General features: G+C 60.4%; 13 protein-coding genes and 1 other RNA gene. 3 read left to right on the top strand and 11 right to left on the bottom strand.

The genetic code is table 11. The annotated features are described in order from the left end of the window. Positions 1-138: 138 nt before the first annotated feature. From ACRRQW_RS08630 to ACRRQW_RS08605, 6 genes are all read right to left on the bottom strand, one after another. Positions 139-924: a LytR/AlgR family response regulator transcription factor gene (locus ACRRQW_RS08630; protein WP_438480879.1), complete on the bottom strand. Its 786-nt coding sequence runs from the start codon at positions 922-924 to the stop codon at positions 139-141. Further along, on the bottom strand, positions 921-1538 hold the full coding sequence (locus ACRRQW_RS08625; RefSeq protein ID WP_438480878.1) for a sensor histidine kinase: 618 nt from the start codon (positions 1536-1538) through the stop codon (positions 921-923). The genes ACRRQW_RS08630 and ACRRQW_RS08625 overlap by 4 nt, the downstream gene beginning before the upstream one ends. Before the next feature lie 46 nt (positions 1539-1584). After that, positions 1585-6660, bottom strand: coding sequence for a beta strand repeat-containing protein (locus ACRRQW_RS08620; protein ID WP_438480877.1), 5076 nt, complete (start codon positions 6658-6660; stop codon positions 1585-1587). Positions 6661-7022: 362 nt separating this feature from the next. Further along, a complete protein-coding gene (locus ACRRQW_RS08615; RefSeq protein WP_438480876.1) occupies positions 7023-7937 on the bottom strand; it encodes a LysR substrate-binding domain-containing protein in 915 nt (304 codons plus the stop codon). A gap of 106 nt (positions 7938-8043) precedes the next feature. Then, positions 8044-8463, bottom strand: coding sequence for a hypothetical protein (locus ACRRQW_RS08610; RefSeq protein WP_438480875.1), 420 nt, complete (start codon positions 8461-8463; stop codon positions 8044-8046). A 193-nt stretch (positions 8464-8656) separates the two neighbouring features. Continuing rightward, on the bottom strand, positions 8657-9562 hold the full coding sequence (locus ACRRQW_RS08605) for a LysR family transcriptional regulator (RefSeq protein ID WP_438480874.1): 906 nt from the start codon (positions 9560-9562) through the stop codon (positions 8657-8659). 241 nt (positions 9563-9803) lie between these two features. On the opposite strand from ACRRQW_RS08605, the gene ACRRQW_RS08600 reads away from it, so the two are divergent. After that, positions 9804-10220, top strand: a complete 417-nt coding sequence (locus ACRRQW_RS08600; RefSeq protein WP_438480873.1) for a (deoxy)nucleoside triphosphate pyrophosphohydrolase — start codon at positions 9804-9806, stop codon at positions 10218-10220. 16 nt (positions 10221-10236) lie between these two features. On the opposite strand, the gene ACRRQW_RS08595 is transcribed toward ACRRQW_RS08600, so the two are convergent. Continuing rightward, positions 10237-10878, bottom strand: coding sequence for a CAP domain-containing protein (locus ACRRQW_RS08595; protein WP_438480872.1), 642 nt, complete (start codon positions 10876-10878; stop codon positions 10237-10239). Between the two features lie 126 nt (positions 10879-11004). After that, complete coding sequence (locus ACRRQW_RS08590) at positions 11005-12912, bottom strand: acyl-CoA dehydrogenase family protein (RefSeq protein WP_438480871.1); 1908 nt, start codon at positions 12910-12912, stop codon at positions 11005-11007. Positions 12913-13142: 230 nt separating this feature from the next. Here ACRRQW_RS08590 and ssrA point away from each other — a divergent pair. Both ssrA and ACRRQW_RS08580 read left to right on the top strand, forming a co-directional pair. Then, positions 13143-13496, top strand: a transfer-messenger RNA (tmRNA) gene (gene ssrA, locus ACRRQW_RS08585). Positions 13497-14026: 530 nt separating this feature from the next. Continuing rightward, complete coding sequence (locus ACRRQW_RS08580) at positions 14027-14890, top strand: tyrosine-type recombinase/integrase (RefSeq protein WP_438480870.1); 864 nt, start codon at positions 14027-14029, stop codon at positions 14888-14890. 190 nt (positions 14891-15080) lie between these two features. On the opposite strand, the gene ACRRQW_RS08575 is transcribed toward ACRRQW_RS08580, so the two are convergent. From ACRRQW_RS08575 to ACRRQW_RS08565, 3 genes are all read right to left on the bottom strand, one after another. Continuing rightward, positions 15081-15434 carry a hypothetical protein gene (locus tag ACRRQW_RS08575; protein WP_438480869.1) on the bottom strand — a complete coding sequence of 118 codons (354 nt, stop codon included), beginning with the start codon at positions 15432-15434 and terminating at the stop codon, positions 15081-15083. Positions 15435-16986: 1552 nt separating this feature from the next. Next, on the bottom strand, positions 16987-18087 hold the full coding sequence (locus ACRRQW_RS08570; protein ID WP_438480868.1) for an AAA family ATPase: 1101 nt from the start codon (positions 18085-18087) through the stop codon (positions 16987-16989). Further along, entirely contained in the window at positions 18084-18746 is a 663-nt protein-coding gene (locus ACRRQW_RS08565) for a tyrosine-type recombinase/integrase (protein ID WP_438480867.1), read from the bottom strand. Before ACRRQW_RS08565 ends, ACRRQW_RS08570 begins: the two co-directional genes overlap by 4 nt. Positions 18747-18794 lie beyond the last annotated feature (48 nt).

The raw sequence follows: 18794 nt of genomic DNA, 5'->3' as shown, positions 1-18794 counted from the left end.
AAACCGAACGCACGCGCCCGTGATGGACGGTGTCCTCGGTTTCGCATCACCACATCTCCCCTCGCAACCAGCTCAATTCAGGTGCGATGAGCAGGCCGCCCGTGCGACCAGCCGTTTCGCGGCTGCGCTGTCCGACAACTAACGACCGAGCACCGCACGCAACTCTTCGCGATACGTGCGGCTCACACGCAACACCGTGCCATCCGATAATTCCAAACGGCAATCGCCCGCATGCATCGGCTTCATCCGCGAGATAAACGCGGCATTCACAATCGCGGATTTGTGCACGCGCACAAATTTTCCCGTCGAGGCGCGCGCGAGGAATTGCCCCATCGTTTCACGCACCAGCGTGCGGCCGGTCGTGCTATGAATGCGCAAATAATCGCCCTGCGCTTCGACCCACTTGATGTGCTCGGCTTTCAATACATGGATGTCGCCGCCGGATTTGACGGTGAGCCGGTTTGAATCGATCGCCTTCGCATCGGGCGGAATCGCGCCAGCGGGCATTTGCTGCAGCAGCGCTTCGACGCTTTTCGTCAGCGCAGCGATATCGGGTTGGCGCAGTTCTCCGCGCGCTCGCGCCAGCGCTTGGTGAAAGCGTTCGTCGCTGTAAGGTTTTAAAAGGAAATCCACCGCGCGACACTCGAACGCTTTTAACGCAAACGCCGAGTGCGACGTGACAAAAATTACCGCGGGGCGCTGCGCCTCCGGCAATTGTTTCAACATTTCCAGACCGGTCATGTCCGGCATCTCCATGTCGAGGAAGAGCAGGTCCGGTGACAGGTGCCGCAACAGCGCAAGCGCGGACTGGCCGTTGCCCGCCTCGCCGGCCACAGTCACGTCGGCGTGGCCGCCGAGGAGTTTCGCGATGGTGCCGCGCGCGAGCGGCTCGTCGTCGACGATGACTGCGTTGATGCGGCTCATGCGCTGAGGCGGCTGCGTTCGAGGGGAATGGTGAGCGTGACCGTGACGCCTTGCGGATCATCCGGCGCGAAATAAAAACTCGCGCTGTCGCCATACACGCCGATCAAACGCTGGCACACCGCGCGCAACCCGAAGCCGGTGCCGATTCCGACCGCGTGAGTGAGATCAGGCGGATCGTTCCGCACCATCACGCGCAAGCAATCGTCTTCATGCGTCACGCGCACGATCACGCGACTGATCCCCGTGCGTCGCGCCACGCCGTGCTTCACCGCATTTTCCACGAGCGGCTGCAGCAACAAGCTCGGTAACGGCACGCCTTCGACGTCGGCGTCGACTTCGATGGTCGCATGCAGGCGTTCGCCGAAACGCAGTTGTTCCAGGCTCAAGTAGTGCTTGATGAACATGATTTCCTCCGCGAGCGACACGAGTGTGTCGTCCGCGTGCTCGAGCAACGTGCGTTGCAGCGCGCCGAGTCGGGCAATGGCTTGCACCGCCTGATCGTTGCGGTTCTCGCGCACCAACGCGCTGATGGCGTTGAGCGCGTTGAACAGGAAGTGCGGCTGCGTGCGTTGCTGGAGCGCGAATAATTCCGACTCCGCGAGCCGCGTCCGCATTTCCGAGAGGGAAACGACCGACGCGGAGCGCGCGCGAACCCGCAGGTTAGTTGGTGGTAACCGATACATCGAACGAAAGGACGCCTTGCGCCGTTGCGAGTTGAGTGCCGCCGCCTGGAGCGATCTGCACGATGATCGTGTCTTCGCTCCGATTGGTCAGGATGCTGTAGGCCGCACCGGGGACGAGGTCGTTAATGATGAAGGTGGTGTTGCGCGCCGGCACTTGCAGGCGAACAGCCCCCGAAACGGCGGACGCGCTTCGACTGAAGGTCGCCACGGTGTTCGCCGCGGTGGTGCTCACCACGATCGCGCCTTCGACATCGCCATTCAGCACGCCGCCATTGGCCGCGCTCAATGAATCGACGAGGCCTGCGCTTTCCGCCGACGCGGAGGCATCGAACACCGTGAGCCAGCTCGTTGTGAGCGCGGGCGCGGCAGCGCGGACATTAAGACGATAGACTTTGCCGCGATTGAACAAGTTCTCCGACGTCACGACGTGGTTCGCGGGCAACACCGTGGTCACGCGACCGCGGAACAAGTTTCCACCAAACGCGGCCCGCGTATCGACCACATCGAAACGGTGCGTGCCGGCAAAACCCAGCTGCTCAGTCGGCGCGGCAGCGACGTGCCACGACATCCAGTTGTCGATCGCGGCGCTCACCATCGCAGTGCGATCGTAAACGAAGAACAATTGCGGGCGCACGTAGAGCACCGAGCGTTCCCAGCCGTTGATCGGATAGCGGGTGAAATACATTTCCTCGAGCTTGGTGCCGCGCATGAGGACGTAGCGGTTGCCTTCCTCAAAGCGCGAGAGCGTGGTGTTGGCGACGCCCGGGCCGTTCGCCGTCTGGCCGTAGTAACCGGGAATCGGCGGATGGCTCACGTTGCGGAACGCGTAGAACGTATTGAACAAGCGGCGTCCGCCCGTCACGCCGTCGGTCTGCACGCCGAACATTTCCGTGTAGAGCTGATCAAACGGCGTGAGTCCGCGCGGATTTTGCGGCGTCGGATCCATGCGCAATTCGCCGTCTTCCGTGCCGGGGGTGTGGCGGAACATCGCGCCCCACGCGTTGACGACGAACTGCACGTTGCCGCGGTGAATCACGAGCGCGCCCTTGTCGTAGAATTCCTCCGAGGAAACCGGCGCGCCAGTGTAAGGGCCGGATTGGAACGTCGCCCACACGGCATCATTTTGCCACGAGCTGCGCATCGAGACTTGGCCGTCGCCCGGCGTGCGATAACTGAGCGCGGTGCGGTAGTTCGCGCCCGATGCGTTCGCATCGAAGAATAAAAATTCCACCCACGGCTCCGCGTTTTCGCGACCGGGTTGCGCGCGTAGATCGAGCAGGTATTGCTGCATGAGCGGCGTATTGCTCGCGTTCACCATGCGCATGAGGCCGGTGTATTGTGTCGCCCACGCGGCGCTCACTCCGGAAGGATTCGACGAAGGATAAAGGAATCCGCGGTCGCTCATGCTCTTCATGTCCGGCTGCGTGAAATGCGCCACCCAGTGCGCATGGCCATTCGCCCACGTGAACGGACGCGTGCCGCTTACGAGATCGAGGCCCTTCGCGGTAAACGCCGCAGCCGCGGGACGAAGCATATTGATCGTTTCAAGTTTACCGTAGTTCCACCCATCGGGCGCGCCGCCACCCGAGAGCCATTGCGCGTGGTAAGGTTGCACCATGCCGTAGTGGATGCGGTTGAGCCAGTCGTTCCACATCGCGTCGGCTTTGGGGTTTTCCCCTTCCGTCGCGAGCGCGCCGAGGGCTTTCGCGGCGTAGTAACCCGCGAAATAATTACCATTCGGGAAATCCCGACCGAGGCCGCTCGTGTCGAACCATTCCGTCCAACGGTTGATCTCCGTGTAAATCTGCGCGCGATCGGAATCGCTCAGCGTTTCGTAGAGCCAGTCGTAACCCAGCGCGAGCGCGGGCACGTAAGCGCGGATGCTCCAACCGCTGTCGGTCGACTCGCGACCGTGACGCACAGGGTCGGACATTTTGATGAGAATTTCGCGGGCCTTCGTCGCGTAACGCACCGCGCGTTGCGGCTCGAAATCTTTCGTCACCTGGTAGCCGAGCGCGAGTTCCACGACGGGACGCATATAATCGAAGTATTGGTAGCCGCCGTGAATATAGCCCGTCGCGGGCGACTCATCCGGCCAACGCACGGGCATCGCGGCCCATTGTTCGCACGCATTGCGCAACGTAATCCAAGCCGGATCGTTCGCCGCGGCACGTTGCGCGAGTTGCGCGACGCGCGCTGGCGTGATCCACACGCGCGGATGCGCGACGCTGCCGTTGCCCGGCGTGTAGAACGTGACTTGCGCAGTCGCCGTCGTGCTGCCGATGGGGTTGGTCGCCGTGAGCGTGTAAGTGGTCGTCGCGGTGGGCGACACTTCCACGCTCGTGCCGGTGACCGCACCGGGACTCTGGCCCACGCTCGCCGTAATCGAAACTGAATCGGCACCCGAGACCGACCAGACAAGCGTGGAGCTGGCGCCACTCTGGATGAACGCCGGATTTGCCGTGAACGAACCGATCACTGGCGCCGTCGGGCCCGTGACAATCACCGCCGCCTCGCGCGTGACTTCGCCATAAGGGTTACGCGCCCGCAGCGTGTAAATCGTGTCATCAGTCGGGCTGACCGTGATGCTTGAACCGGTCACCACACCGGGGCTGGTTCCTTCGTCGGCGGTGATCGAAATCTCGTTCGCGCCGTCGACCGACCAACTCAGCGTCGTCGAGTTGCCAATGGAGATCGTGCTCGGCGAAGCGTTGAATGCATTCACAACCGGCACCGGAGCTGGGCCGACGTTGACCGTGACCGCGGCGGATTTCGAACCGTAAGTGGAATGATACGCATTGAGCACGTAACGCGTCGTCGCCATCGGGCGCACGACCACCGAGGTGCGACCGCGCATGTCACCGACATCGCCGCCGTAGCTCGCGGATAACCACAGGCTCTGCGCGTTGACCGTTTCCCACGTCAGCGTCACTTCCTCGCCGGCTTGAATGAGATCGTCGGACGCAGTGAAGGAACGGATTTCAATCGTCGGTGCGGGCGGCGCCGCCGTGACCGAAATCGTGACGGTGCTGCTCACCGAGTCGCCCGTGGCATTCGTGGCTGTCAGCGTGTAAACGGTCGTGGCCGTCGGCGTGACACTCAAGCTCGTGCCGGTGACCGCGCCGGGATTGGCGCTGATGTCGGCGGAAACAAACAACGTCGCTGCGCCGCTGACTGACCACTCAAGCGTGGACGATGCGCCGACCGCGATCGACGAAGGGGTTGCCGTGAATGAATTGATCACAGCCGGCGGGCTGACGACGGCCACATTGACCGTGCGCGTGACGCTGCCGCCACTCGAATTGGTCGCCGTGAGCGTGTAGGTCGTGCTCGCCGTGGGCGTCACCGCGACATTGCTGCCAGTGACCACGCCCGGACTCGCGCCGATGTTGGCGGCAATCGAGAGCGAGGCGGCCCCGCTCACTGACCACGTTAAGTTTGATGAACCGCCCGGAGCGATTGAAGTCGGCTCCGCCTCGAACGCGCCGATCGTCGGCAACGGCTCGGGCGTGTTGACGGTAACGGCGACGGAACGCGTGACACTGCCGCCGTCGTTGGTGGCGGTGAGGACGTAATTCGTGCTCGTCGCGGGTGTGACACTCACGCTCGTGCCGGTCACCGCGCCAATCGCGGGAGAAATCGACAGCGAGTTCGCGCCGCTCACCGACCAGTTCAAGGTGGTGGATTCACCCACGAGAATCGCCGCCGGCGTCGCGACGAACGCCGCGATTTCCGGCGGCGGCACGGTAACGTTAACAGAAACGTTGCGCGTCACGCTGCCGCTCCCGTTCGAAGCAGTGAGCGTGTAAGTCGTGCCGACGGTCGGCGTCACGGTCACGCTCGAGCCACTCACGGCACCGATGCCCGGCGAAATCGACAGCTGCGTCGCGCCCGTGACGGACCAGTTCAACGTGGTTGATTCGCCGCGCGAGATCTCCGGCGGATTCGCCGTGAAGGCCGTGATGGTTGGAGCAGGCGCGTTGACGGTGACCGAAACTGTGCGCGTAACGCTACCGCCAAGATTCGTGGCGCGCAGCGTGTAAATGGTGGTGACGGACGGCGTGACATTCACGCTCGTGCCGGTGACGACGCCGGGACTCGCGCCCGTGTTGGCGGAAATTTCCATCGTCGCGCCGCTGCTCACCGTCCACGCGAGCGTCGAAGAGGTGCCTGCGGTGATCACGTGAGGCGAAGCCGTGAAGGCCGAGATCGTCGGCGGAGGTGGCGTCGTAACTGTGACGTTGGTTTTCTTGGTCACGCTGCCGGACTCGTTGGTCGCAGTGAGCGTGTAGGTGGTCGTGGCGGTCGGGGAAAACGTGACGCTGTTGCCGGTGACGACGCCGACGCGGGGCGAGATCGACAGGGAAGTTGCTCCGTTCACGGCCCAAGTCAGCGTGGTCGGGCTGCCGTTGGGGACTGAAGCGGGTGAGGCCGTGAAGGAGGTAATGGTGGGCTTCGGCACCGGCGCGGTCACGGGAATCGTAACCGTTTGCGGAGCCGAAGAGCCGGCGGAATTATTCGCGACGAGCGTGTAGGTCGTCGTGACCTGCGGGCGCACGGTCGCGGACGTGATGCCAATCAGTTGGCCGGGCGCGGCACCCGTGGAGGAAGTGACGCGATACCACGTGGCGCCGGGCGCCGACCAATTCAGCTGCGCGGCCTGTCCTGCGACGAGTGTCTCGGGCGTGGCGGTGAACGACCCGATCACCGGCGGCGCGACTACGGTGATGGTCCTGCTTTTCGTAACCGTGCCGTTCGCGTTTTTCGCGGTGAGGACGTAGGTCATCGTGGTTTGCGGCGTGACCTGCACATAGTTCTCGCGCACGACGCCGATGTCTGGCGACACGGAAACTTCGGTGGCGTCACCGACCGACCAGTTCAACCAGAGCGATTCGCCGCGGTTGATGGTGGCCGCGCCAGTGTGGTTGAACGCATAGATCGTCGGAAGGCGGCCGGGCGCGGCGGCGTCCACGCGCGAGCCCAAGCCCGCGAGCGCCACACACGCCAGCAAGGCGTATTTAACGAGAGAACCAAACTGAGACATGATTTTCATTTTAGGTGTAAAGTGGTGTCTTCACTCTCACCTGCCGCCGTTCGTCACCGCATGCGCGCGCACCGCTCCGCGCGGCAAAAGCCGGCAGGCACACGCGTGGGCAGCAGGAAAACTTCATGGGTGGCAGGTGTGAGTGAAGTAACGCACAGAATAGCGACTGCCGCCGGCCTTGCATAATGCCGTGTTGTTGGGAGCCCCATGCCGATTGGTTATCCCCCTAGGGCGTCAAGGTGGGCGTCGGTCTCCGCACCGACGCTTCAGCGCGATCGCGCCTCACGCCGCATGTGCGAATACGACAACGCGCTCGCTGCATGTCGCCGGTGCGGAGACCGGCGACCACCCACACTCAACTCACGCGGAAACTATTTTCCGTTCGTCGCAGCCGCGGCGGCGCGGCGCGCTTCGCTCGCCAGCACCCGCGCCAATTCCCGCGCTGGAGCCGAAGCCCGCACGGTGTGCGCGGTATAAAACTCCAGCGGCACACTGGGTTTCATTTTCAAAAAAACCACTCCCGGGTGCGACACCGACTCGGCAAATGCGCTCAGGATCGCGACACCCATGCGTTTTCTCACCGCGAGCGACAGCTCCGGAAAAATCGAAGCGACATACGTGACTTGCGGCGTGAATCCGGCCTCCTCGCACGCGGCGAGAAACGCCCGGTATTTTCCCGGCGCATCCTGGTGCTTGAAGCCGATGATTTCCTCATCGCGCAAATCTTCGAGCGTAACGAAACGTTTTTTCGCCAGCCGGTGATTCTGCGCGACCACGGCCATCGAGGGAACCGTGCACGCGACTTCGGTGGTCACTCCGGGAATTTTTGCGTAGTCGCCCGTGCTCAACAACGCCACGTCGAGATGACCTTCGCGCAGATCCGCGGCGAGATGCACCGATGATTCCTCGACCATGTTTAGCGTCACATGCGGAAATTTTCGAGCGAACACCTCGAGCGCGGGCGCAAGCAGGTTTTCCCACACGCTGATGCCGTAGTAGCCGAAGCGCACCACGGTGCCTTCCTTCGAACCCATGCCGCGCGCGCTGCTCAAGGCATCGTCCACCGCGGCCAGCGCCTTCGTGCAATGATCGCGCAACGTCATGCCGGTCGCGGTGAGCCGCAATCCCGTCTGATGCCGCACGAACAGCGGATGCCCGACCATGTGTTCCAACGCATGGATCTGTCGGCTCAACGCGGGCTGCGTGACGCGCAGTTTGCGCGCAGCCGCAGAGATGCTGAGCGTTTCCGCCACGACGGCGAAAGTTCTGAGGTGTCGGAGTTCCATGAAGCGTTGGCGCCACGGAACCACTTTCCTCCCGCAGCAGAGTTGGCGTAAAAGCACCCCGACCGGCTCTTTACAAGCCAATCATTGGCGGCCCAGATGAGAACGATCAACGCAACGGCTCTGACTTTTTCGCGTTTTCAGGCTTCGTTGAGTCATTTCGTTGGGCAGAAAACTCTGCGCGCGCATCGGCAACGACCACCGTGATGCGTTTGATTTTTGCCACGAAGCCATGGGCGTTTTTCGCCGTGAGCACGTAAGTCGTCGTCGTTTGCGGCGCGATGAACACGCTCGTGCCGGTCACAACACCGATGTCGGGTGAAACGGAAACTTCGGTCGCGTTGCCGACCAGCCAGCGCAACCCAGTCGATTCGCCGCGATGGATCGTCGTCGGGCCGGAAACACTGAACGCATGGATAACCGGCAACTGGCTCGACTGGCCCGCCTTCACCCAAAGTGAACTGCCGGCCAATCCCACCATCCACAATGAACAACGCAGGAAAAAATGGATCGAGAATTGCAGGGACATCGGGGTAATCGGGTTGAAAAAAGAACCGACCGTCCGGACGCCCATCATCAGAGCACACAACACAAACCCATCCGCGATCGGTCGGTTCGAACCGGAGATTAGCAAGCCATCCCCGCGCTGGCTAATGCCATGAAGCTAGACCGGCTATGCCGTTTGCGCATCACCCCGCCGAATTAAATTCCGCGCTTTGCGCTCAGACTCTTCCCACCACGCGCCGCGCTTCCGTGCCGATCAGCTCGCCCAAATAACGCGCCGCCGTGGAATTTTCTGCATACGCGACGTAGAGGTTGAGCAGCACGCCCGGCGGTTTGATTTTTAGAAAGGCCACGCCGGGACACGGCGCATTCATCACAAAACTTCCGGCGATCCCAATCGCCTGCCGCTGGATTCCCGCCGAAATCGCCTCGGGAATACTGCTTCCTAGATACGTGATGCGCGGAGTGAATCCCACCGCCGCGCACGCCGCGATAAAGGCCGCGTTGCGACCCGGCGACGATTCTTCCGAAAGACTGATGACTTCTTCGTCGCGAATCTCCTCAAGGTCGATCTGACGTTTTTTTGCCAACCGGTGATTGCTCGGCACGAGCACCGCCGCGGGAAACTGGCACGCGAGTTCGATCGTGATTCCGGGAATGTGCGGATAATCGCCCGGCCCGAGCACGGCGACGTCAATGCGCCCTTCGCGCAATCCCGTGACGAGTTGCGCACACGTCATCTCCGAGACGGAAAATTTCGTTTCGTGAAAACGGCGTCCGATTTTATCGAGGGCCGGCACGAGAATTTTCGCCCAGGTGTCGATCGTCGCGTAGTAACCCACGTGCATCACTGCCGGTTCTTTCGTGCCTTCCTCGCGCACCGAGCGCAACGCGAGGTCGAACGCCTCGATGGCCTGGCCGCCCCGCGATTTCAGTTCCACCCCCGCTGCCGTGAGCCGCAATCCACCCGGATGCCGCACAAAAAGCGAATGCCCCACCGAGTGCTCGAGCTCGCGAATCTGCCGGCTCAGCGCGGGCTGCGTCACGCGCAGCTGTCGCGCGGCGGCGGAGATGTTAAGCGTCTCGGCCGCGACGACAAAAGTTCTGAGGTGTCTGAGTTCCATGGAAATGGCGTCCCGCGAAAGCGCATCTGGCGCACCCGGTTCGCGAGAACATCGGCCGACTTCTGGGCCGGAAGCGGCCATGGGCGCACCCATTTTGCGACAACCCGTTCCAAAAATCCCACGAGTCGCACTTGGATTTACCTGTGTCGCGACCACCCCTCGCCGAAGTCGCGAACGCAAATTCCCAATCCCTTCCATCAAAGCATTGCGAACCCACCCAGCGTGGCCATCAACGCTGGGTGTGAGTTCCTCGCCACCTATTCCCGTTGTCTGCGCGTTGATCGAGCGTGATGGCCTCGTGCTAATCGCACAACGCCCACCGCATAAATTGCTCGGACTGAAATGGGAATTTCCGGGAGGAAAAGTCGAACCTAACGAAGAAGCGACCAGCGCCATCATTCGTGAGATTCACGAAGAACTCGGTTGCACGATTCACCTCACGCGCGCCCTGCCGCGCTTCACGCACGACTACGGCACCGTCGTGATTGAAATGATTCCGTTTGTGTGTGCGCTTACCCCCGAATCGCCCCCGCCGCATCCGCACGAGCACGTCGCGATCAATTGGGTTCGCCCCGAAGCCTTGCTCAGCCACGATCTCGCCGCGGCGGATTTGCCCGTCGTCGCGAGTTATCGCTTGTCACGCACCGGGCTCGATTAATCCGTTGTTTTCGAGCTCAATTTTTCCCGGAAGGCGACGCGGTTGGCTCCAAAGGAGTAAAAAACACCTGCACCGCGTAGATAGCGTCGAGCCCGTTCGGACTTTGCCGGGCTCGCGCGCTGACTCCAAGGAATTCAAGTTCTGTGCTCACCATGTTCACTCGATGCGCGGGAGAATTCATCCACTGCTGCACCAGCGAAGCGGCCATGTTCGCATAGGTGCGCGGGAGTAGTTCACGCCGCGTCGCAGGATCCAGCAACACCGTCCGTCCATTGACGCGTTGCACAACTACGCTGCGTTCGCCGGTGTTTCCTTCGAGAATGGTCGTCGCCGCGATATTTTCCGCCGCGATTTTCAAAGTGAGGCCGGCTTTCTCAACCCGGGCTTTAAGCGTCGCCAGATCGGGCAGCGGATTACTGTGCGATACCACCTCCAGCAACGCACCCACTCCGGCTTGATAGTCCGCCGCTTGATCGAGTTTGGGCAGATGCTTCAACGCGGGTAGTTTCAACGTCGCGCGCACACGGTTGGTCTCGTGGAAAATCGCCCACGCCAGCAGCTCGCGGTTAAAATTCGCCAGATTGATACGCGCGTGCACTTCCTCACGAAGTGCAAATGTCGCGGGCGACATCGCCGTCCAGTCTTGGGCTTCAGCCACGCACATCACGCCCGCCAGCAGCACTGGAATTAGAATCCTCCGAAACACGTCAACACACTCCGCCGCGTAGGTCGCAAGTCAAACGCCTCAGTCGGATCGAACGGCAGAGCCCCGCCCCAAACCACTTCACACCAGGCCGCGTTCGATCCACGCGTGGTCGCCACGAATAATTTCTTGTGCGAGCGCGTAGCCGTGTTCGTCGGCGTTGTGCCCGATGCCGTGGAAATTCTGATCGATGCGCAGTCGGGCTTGGGCGTGAAAATCATCCACGAGCACGAAGACCTTTTCGGTCGCTTCACCGTCGTCGATCAACTTTTGCGCAAAGACGCAGGCGGCCGAAATCGCAAAAAGATCCGTGCCGATGTCCGCGATGCGTCCGAGCAGCACCTGCCGCTTTTCCAGCTTCGGGCCAAACTTGACCATCTGGTGAAACAGCGTGCGCGCCATTTTCCGACTGAGCCCGGCGACTTCGCGCAAGTGAGCCGCCAGGTGCGCGTGCATGCCCGCCGGCGCGCCGCCGCCCAGCGGCAGCCATTGTTTCGGATACCACAATAAATAGAAGCCCGCCGCGTGCAGTCCGCTTTTGAAACGCTCGCTCCATGCGCGCTCTGAATTGAGCGCTATCCCGGCGATCTTCAGGTGCGGATCCAACGCCTCGCGCATGATGAAGAGCCGCATGATCTCCGACGAGCCTTCGAAGATCATCGAAACGCGGTTATCGCGCATCATGCGTTCCACGGGATAAGGTTTTTCTCCACGCGCTTTGAGCGATTCCACGTTCTCGTAACCGCGACCGCCGCGCAGTTGCATGAGTTCGTCGATGCACATCCACGCTTTTTCCGTGCCCCACATTTTGCACATTGATGCTTCGAGACGGATGTCGGCGTGCTTGTCGCGATCCACGAGGCGCGATGTCGTGATCAACATCGCTTCCATCGCAAACGCGTGCCCCGCGATCCGGCGGATTTTTTCCGCCACCGCCGCGTGCTGTCCGATCGGCACGCCCCATTGAATGCGTTCCGCGCCCCACTCGCGCGCGATTTGCAACGAGCGTTTCGCGACACCAATCGAGGACGCCGGAATCGAAAGTCGCCCCGAGTTGAGTGTGCTCAGCGCGACCTTCAAGCCGCGCCCTTCGCCACCGACGACTTGTGATTTCGGCACGCGCACGTTCGTGAAGCGAATCACCCCGTTGTAGAGCGCGTGCAAGCCCATGAACTGGCTGCGATGCACGATCTCGAGGCCGGGTGAGTTCGCTTCGACGACAAACGTGGTGATTTGCGTGCGCGGCTTGCCATCGACGATTTTCGGCGGGGTTTTGCACGCGACAATCAGCAGGCCAGCCTGCGTGCCGTTGGAGCACCACAATTTTTCGCCGTTAATAATGAAATCGTCGCCCTCTGGCTTCGCTTCGGTCGTGAGGCGCGCCGGGTCGGAACCCACGCCGCGTTCCGTGAGCGCGAAGGCGGACAATTCGCCGCCCGCCACGCGCGGCAGGTATTTCGCTTTCTGCTCTTCGTTTCCAAACAGCAAAATCGGCTGCGGCACGCCGATCGATTGGTGCACAGAAAGGTGCGCGAAAGTATTTCCGCAGTGGCTCGCCATCAGCAAACACGCGCGACAATACGTGGTCTGCGAAAAGCCGAGGCCGCCGTATTTCTGCGGGATCTTGATACCGTAGGCACCGAGTTTGCGAAAACCGGCACGCACCGCTTCCGGAATTTCGCCGGTGCGATCGATCAAATCGGCGTCGACGTGGTCGCGCAGAAAGATGGCGAGGTTGGCGAGAAACTTTTCTGCGCGCGGTTTCTCGTCGGGATCGATCTCGCCGACCGGATAAAGTTTTTCGGGAGTCCAGCGCCCCATGAAGAGATTCGCCACGAAGCTGAGGCGATCGTCGGCGTGCGATTCACGCGCGGCTTCCGTGGCCTGGAGCGCGGCGCGCTGGCCCTCGTTCATCTGGGACATGTCGATGACGGACTTGCCGTCGTCGGGTTTTGGGGAGACCGACTTGGGTTCGTTTACGGGAGACATGAGGTTAATGCGACCACCGCGGCCGCGATTGGTTTTACCGAACTAGACTCCGCAACGCCCGGTGCGTCAACCGGAGCACCGGCGCATGCGACCGATTCGTCCTTTCGGCGGAGGCTCGTTGGATATTCACGCCGCTTGCATTCCCGCGGAGATGTGGCACGTTCCCGCTCCCATGTTCTTTGACGGTGTGCTCCACACATTCGGTCAATCTGCACATTTTCCCACTTTACGGGGGTGTTCTGGATTCGATCCTTGGTTAGAGCGCGCAGCTGCCTGTCGAGAGTGAAGGTCTCTCGTTAATCCCTCTTCGAAACAAAATAAACGGCACCTACGAAGAAATGCCCCTAGCCGCCTAAGTGCGGTTACGTTCCTACCATGACACCTGCTAGTGGATAGGAACGTCGACAGCAGGAATAGCGGAGACGGCCGTCGTGACGTCTCCGCCAGTATCTTCAACCACGGCTGGCCGAAGGAGGAGCGCGCGTTTACGCGCCCCTAAGGCGAGATCAATTCAGACGCTATACAGGTAGATGCGGCGCGTGAAGGCCAGGGACACAGGGGTTCAACTCCCCTCACCTCCACCATTTGTTAGTGCTTGATGACAAGCAGTTACACAAACTGACTTGCCTCGCGGGCGGTCACCCGCTAAATTACCCGCTAAATTGATATGGCGAACAAACCAAAAGGTTTCACCATCACGGCGGGCAAACGACCGAGCGGCGCGCCCTACTGGCTTGTGCGCGGCACCCGCGATCGAAAGCAAATTCGGCGCGAGTTCGACGTGCGGGCTGATGCCCTTTCTTTCGCGGAAAATCAGAGTAGCGAAATCAACGGAACGAAACCGAATCAGTCTCAACTCCTGACCCATCTTTCGTCCGAGCAACTCCGCATTGCGGAAGTCGCCACGTTGCAACTGCAGCGCGATTTTCCGAAAGTCGGATTACTGGATGTGACCGATTATTACCGCGCCCTGGCTCCCTCCATTCCGGCCGAGCAATTCGCACGATTGGCCAGCGCGGCGAATCGACTGCAACAGAAGTTTCCGCAAATCGACATTGGCTTCGCGTGCGATTGGTTCGCCTCAAACTATCAACCCCCTCGCAGCGCGTTGTCGTTGCGCATCGCGCTCGAGCATTATCTGGCAGACGCCGAACGACGCCGGATTAAGAATTCTCTCTCCGAGCCGCAGTTCCAACGCATCGGTTACGCGATGACCGAGCTGGAGAAATATTTCGGCTCCGAAGAGCCGCTCGCTAACTTCACAACCACTCGGCTCCACGATTATTTGAAGGAGACCACAAAAGGCAAAGATGGCGGCGCTTTTTCGAATAAGACTTGGATGAATCGACGCGGGTATCTCACGGCGTTTTTTGAATTCTGCATTCAGGAACGTTGGATTGATAAAAACCCCGCCAGCGCGATTCGCACCTACAAGAAAAAGTCCCTGAGCAAAGCCGCTCCGGCCGTTCTGACCATACAGCGTGCGCAAACCCTAATGGCGTTCTTGGAATCCTTTAAAGAAGGCCGCCTCGTTCCATTTTACGCGCTCTGTCTTTTCGCCGGCATCCGTCCGGACTGGGACAATGGCGAGATTTCGAAATTGCTCCCCGAGCATTTCGATTTGGTTAACCGCCAGCTCAAGTTGCCTGCTGAAATTACGAAAACGAAACGGGCGCGCCTCGTTCAACTACAACCCAACCTGGTCGCCTGGTTAAAACGATTCCCCTTAAATAAGTTTCCGATCATTTGCGCGAACTTCAGAAAACTACATATCGGTGTGCGCAAGCAGTTCGCGCTGGAACATGACGTCCTTCGCCACACCTACTGTTCTATGCTGGTCGGGAAATACCGCAGCGTAAGTGACGCCGCCCTGCAGGCCGGCAATTCCGAGGGCGTGATTTGGAGCAATTACCTGAATTTGACCCCGCAGAAAGAGGCAGAAAAATTCTGGGACATCATTCCTAAAAAAAAGCGTTAACCTCCTTTCGACTCCACCGCCCGGCGCTTGGATGAAGCGCGTTTTGCTGCAACGCTTCACGCGCAATGCTTAATGTGCAATTACCGTAGTGTGGGAGATGAAGCTCTTCAGGCTGGAAACTCGGAAGATGTCATTTTGTCCAACTATCTGAATTTGGTCAGAGACTCTGAAGCCAATGCGTTTTGGAATATTAATCGCCGTCGCCGCTGATGCTAGAGAAGGGCTGAGATAATTTCATAAATGGGCTCCGCTCCAGCAACTCCAGATCACGGAGGCCTTTTTCCACGTGAACATGGAGACCCTCATTTGAAATGCGTAGATACGTGAGCGCCCCGGCGATCGTCAGTTCTTCGATCATGGATGGACGGAGGCCAGTAAGCGACGCGAACTCGTCCACTGTCGCATAGATGCCCAAGTCCTCTTTCCTGATGCGTGCAGATGCATCGACTCGCGTTGTCACAGCGGTGGGAGAGAAAGGCTGTCCGCCACGTGCGCTGGCGCGGAGCCGTTCAAAAACTGTCGTGCGTTTGTGAACAGAACCCATGGCGAATTTCCCTCAAGCCTGGGGACGTTGGCGCAGAGTGGCAGCCAACGACGTGGAGCAAGACGCGCCCCACGTCGTGCCGGCTTTTCGGTTTCCAGTTTGATGCATGGTACAGTTTTAGCACACGAACCTGGCGCTAGGGATCGGTGGCTGGAGGGGCATGTCGGATGTGATCGAGGTCGGTCAGGAATGGCCCATCCAACCCTAAGAGACCTCCGATCCATGGCCAATGGTCGCGACCCAATCACCGGTGCACCGCGAGCGCTGCCCGTACAAGGCCTAAGCCGTTCAGCCCTCTGCTGACCCACGGCTCCTAGCCACCTGAACCAGTTCCGACCGCCAGTTACCGTCGCACGTCGTGCGCGGGCTAGCGCACCGCGGGCGTTCGCCTGATCGGTGCTCGAAGCCCTTCTCCAGTATTTAACAAGCCGCCTATGATCGCCCGGAATATGCGAAACCAGCGATGGAGAAGCTGCGGAAACCTCTGGGCGCGGGATCGGATAATTAGTCCAACGAAGCCGTGCGGAAGCGGGGATTTTTATCCCCCTATCGTAATTTTGCTCGAATCTTTATGCGCGACGGCCCGCATTTTCCGATCCTCCGACAATCGACGGGATTAGTCTGGCGACAGCCTCAAGGAACCCGTCGAACGACCGTTCTTAGAGGTAGTGTGAAGATGCTATATTCTTCTTATGCCCACCTATAATTATGCAGACTACCTTTCCTCGAAAGGCGCCACCCGCTCCAAGCGCCACTACTCGAAGCAGACGAAGGCCGGTCGGCGGAAAAGATCTTTATGGGTCAATCTCGAGAACGACGCAGTCGTCCTCCTGATCCGGAAACTTGACCTCGCACGGCCACTCTTGGGGCGCCTCCTACCGTCACAAGTAGATCGCTTGAAGCGGGACCTTGAGAGGGTGGTTCGCGAGTTGGGCGAGCGTGAGACTCTAACGCGCGCAGCCGAGGGCACGGCATCATTGGAGAAGCAGGACGAATTGGGCCTGTAACAAGTTTCGTCCGTTAGATTCCGACGCTCCGCTTCGCATGTGATGGCACTTGGACGAGGTGCATTCGCCGGCCTCGGCCACGTCACTTCCGCGTGAGAATCCAACGCCACCGGAAACCGAGACGAGGGCACCGTCCGCCGAACCCGTAACCGCCAATACTCGTTTTAGTATCCACCAACGTGTCGAACCCGCCGAAAAAACGACCACCGAAGTGTCAAAGCCGCTGAAAAAGTGGCCACTAAACTGTCAAACCCTCCGAAAAACGGTCCACTAAAATGTCGAACGAGTAGTGGACTTGAAAGTCGGGTTGTGGCGCAGTCCACCAAACTGCGAAACCCGCCGAAAAAACGACCACCAAAGTGTCAAACCCGCCGAAAAAGTGGCCACCAAACTGTCAAACCTGCCGAAAAACGGGCCACTAAAATGCGCGGAATGACCGATTCCCAGCGCTGCGTTAATCTATCTTGTATAGACCGGTTCAGAACCGCAGCCGCCGGCTGCCTAGTAGGCCGGGGTTCCATCGGACTACGTCAAAAGATGCGAAGTCAGAATTCCATGCACTCCATTTGGCGCAGGGCGTAGGTCGTCAGGGCGGCCTCGAGCCATCGGAAATTAAGACCGGAGCCCGCGGCGGCGACCGGGTCCACAACCCCCGGCGGGAGCTTCAGACCTGCGGCGATATTTTCGAAGTCGGAGGCCGTGTAGGGGTCGAGGACAATCCAGTCCGGGTTGAACCGGTTCAGTAACTCTGGTGGGATGACTTGGGCCCGACGGATGCGGTCGGCGACGGCCTGCGGAAGGTCCGGTCGATCGAATCCGATTCGACCAGAGCCAGGTCCATGCCACAGGTCCTGCCAAGCTCCTGCACCCACCAGGAAGGCTTTCGCTTTGAGCAAACCAAGTAGCTCGAGAGTCCATCCACCGACCCCACCCAGTTGGCCGTCCAACAGCCCGAACAGCTCCGTCAAAAGGGATCGCGACCACGGGTCTGGCGTGGCATGCACCTTGTCCAGTTCGTCGACGAAAATGATCAGACGGTCGTACTTTTCCACGGCGGCACGAAGTTCCTGAAGCGTGCTCGTCTCCGTCCGCGCGCCGCTGACAATCCATGTCCCATAGGTGACCGTGAAGACCGGGAGCCCGCCGAGTTCATCCGCCAGACGACGCGCCAGGTTGGACTTTCCTGTGCCGCTCGGCCCCACGACCAAGGGGAAGGTGCGGAGCTCCACGCCGTGCTTGGTTCGCCCTTCAAAGTGCAATCGCGCCAGTCCGACCATGCGATCCAGCCCTGCCCGCTGAGACCGGGTCAGGAACCTCGCATCCTTGGGCTTAGCCTGGCCGAAAAGGTCGAAGTAGCCGGCATCCATGGCATGCTTCTCCACCCGGTCGCGCCCCACTTCAGAAGCCCGCTCATAGGCCCGTCGGAGGACCGCTTCGAGCTCTCCTGGATGGGTGTCGGGCAACGTCCGATCGAGCATGATGGTTGCCAGCGCGAGAGGAGTCCGGCCAATGAACTCGAGGACCGCGTCGTCCAGCGATCTCTGGGCCTCAGGATCGAGTTGGGCCCTGCATTTGAGCATGCTTTGGAAGATATGGTTCGCGCGGTCCATCCCCACCGCATCGATGATTGGAGTGCCTGACTTCATACCCCAGAGATGCAACTTAGAGCTTCCGACTCAGACGCGATCGATGCGGCCGCTTGGGTATGGAAAGGCAGTCCACGGATGAGGTCGTCTACCGCGTCCTGCTCCGGCCGTAGATACATCGCAGTCACCTCCGGCGAGCTATGCGCCAAGGCCACCTGGACCTTGAGCAGACAATGGCCGCCCAGCTCATAGAGGTCACCCGCGAAAGAGCGGCGCAGGCTGTGCGGCGCCACGCCGGGAGCCAGTCCAGCCCGGGCGGCTGCTGCGGTCAAAATTGCGTGCGCATGCTGGCGACTGATGACTCCGGGCCAACGCTTGCGGCTGGCAAACACCCATGCCTCCGGCGGGGGCGGCTTCCCGCCAAATTCAGCCTGCATGTGTTCCATGATGAAGCGCCGCAGCGTTTCATTGACCACCAGCCGGTGAGACGAAACCGATTTTTTGTGGCGGCCCTTACCGCCTTTCAGGTTTCTCCGCGGCACTTCGATCGCCGGCACCGGCGTCCCATCCCAGACCAGTTGCTTCCAGCGCAACGAAAGCAGGCTCCCCACACGGAGCCCCGTGTTGAGCCCCATCTGGACGAGCAACCTGTCCCGGCTGTTCTTCAGTTCGTCTAGGAGGGCGTGACGTTCCAGTGGTTCAATAAAGCGGGCGATCATTTCCCGAAAGATGCGAACCCGCCGAAAAGATCTTTTTGTCCACGGCCT

The organism is Oleiharenicola lentus (assembly GCF_051660365.1).
Classification (GTDB): domain Bacteria; phylum Verrucomicrobiota; class Verrucomicrobiia; order Opitutales; family Opitutaceae; genus Lacunisphaera; species Lacunisphaera lenta_A.
The sequence above is the reverse complement of the archived record's forward strand: the minus strand, read 5'-3'. Positions and strand labels throughout refer to the sequence as shown.

What these genes read in the sequence shown, in the direction of transcription:
- ACRRQW_RS08630 (WP_438480879.1), bottom strand. Translation starts at nt 924, where the DNA reads ATGAGCCGCATCAACGCAGTCATCGTCGACGACGAGCCGCTCGCGCGC.
- ACRRQW_RS08625 (WP_438480878.1), bottom strand. Translation starts at nt 1,538, where the DNA reads ATGCGGACGCGGCTCGCGGAGTCGGAATTATTCGCGCTCCAGCAACGC.
- ACRRQW_RS08620 (WP_438480877.1), bottom strand. Translation starts at nt 6,660, where the DNA reads ATGAAAATCATGTCTCAGTTTGGTTCTCTCGTTAAATACGCCTTGCTG.
- ACRRQW_RS08615 (WP_438480876.1), bottom strand. Translation starts at nt 7,937, where the DNA reads ATGGAACTCCGACACCTCAGAACTTTCGCCGTCGTGGCGGAAACGCTC.
- ACRRQW_RS08610 (WP_438480875.1), bottom strand. Translation starts at nt 8,463, where the DNA reads ATGTCCCTGCAATTCTCGATCCATTTTTTCCTGCGTTGTTCATTGTGG.
- ACRRQW_RS08605 (WP_438480874.1), bottom strand. Translation starts at nt 9,562, where the DNA reads ATGGAACTCAGACACCTCAGAACTTTTGTCGTCGCGGCCGAGACGCTT.
- ACRRQW_RS08590 (WP_438480871.1), bottom strand. Translation starts at nt 12,912, where the DNA reads ATGTCTCCCGTAAACGAACCCAAGTCGGTCTCCCCAAAACCCGACGAC.
- ACRRQW_RS08575 (WP_438480869.1), bottom strand. Translation starts at nt 15,434, where the DNA reads ATGGGTTCTGTTCACAAACGCACGACAGTTTTTGAACGGCTCCGCGCC.
- ACRRQW_RS08570 (WP_438480868.1), bottom strand. Translation starts at nt 18,087, where the DNA reads ATGAAGTCAGGCACTCCAATCATCGATGCGGTGGGGATGGACCGCGCG.
- ACRRQW_RS08565 (WP_438480867.1), bottom strand. Translation starts at nt 18,746, where the DNA reads ATGATCGCCCGCTTTATTGAACCACTGGAACGTCACGCCCTCCTAGAC.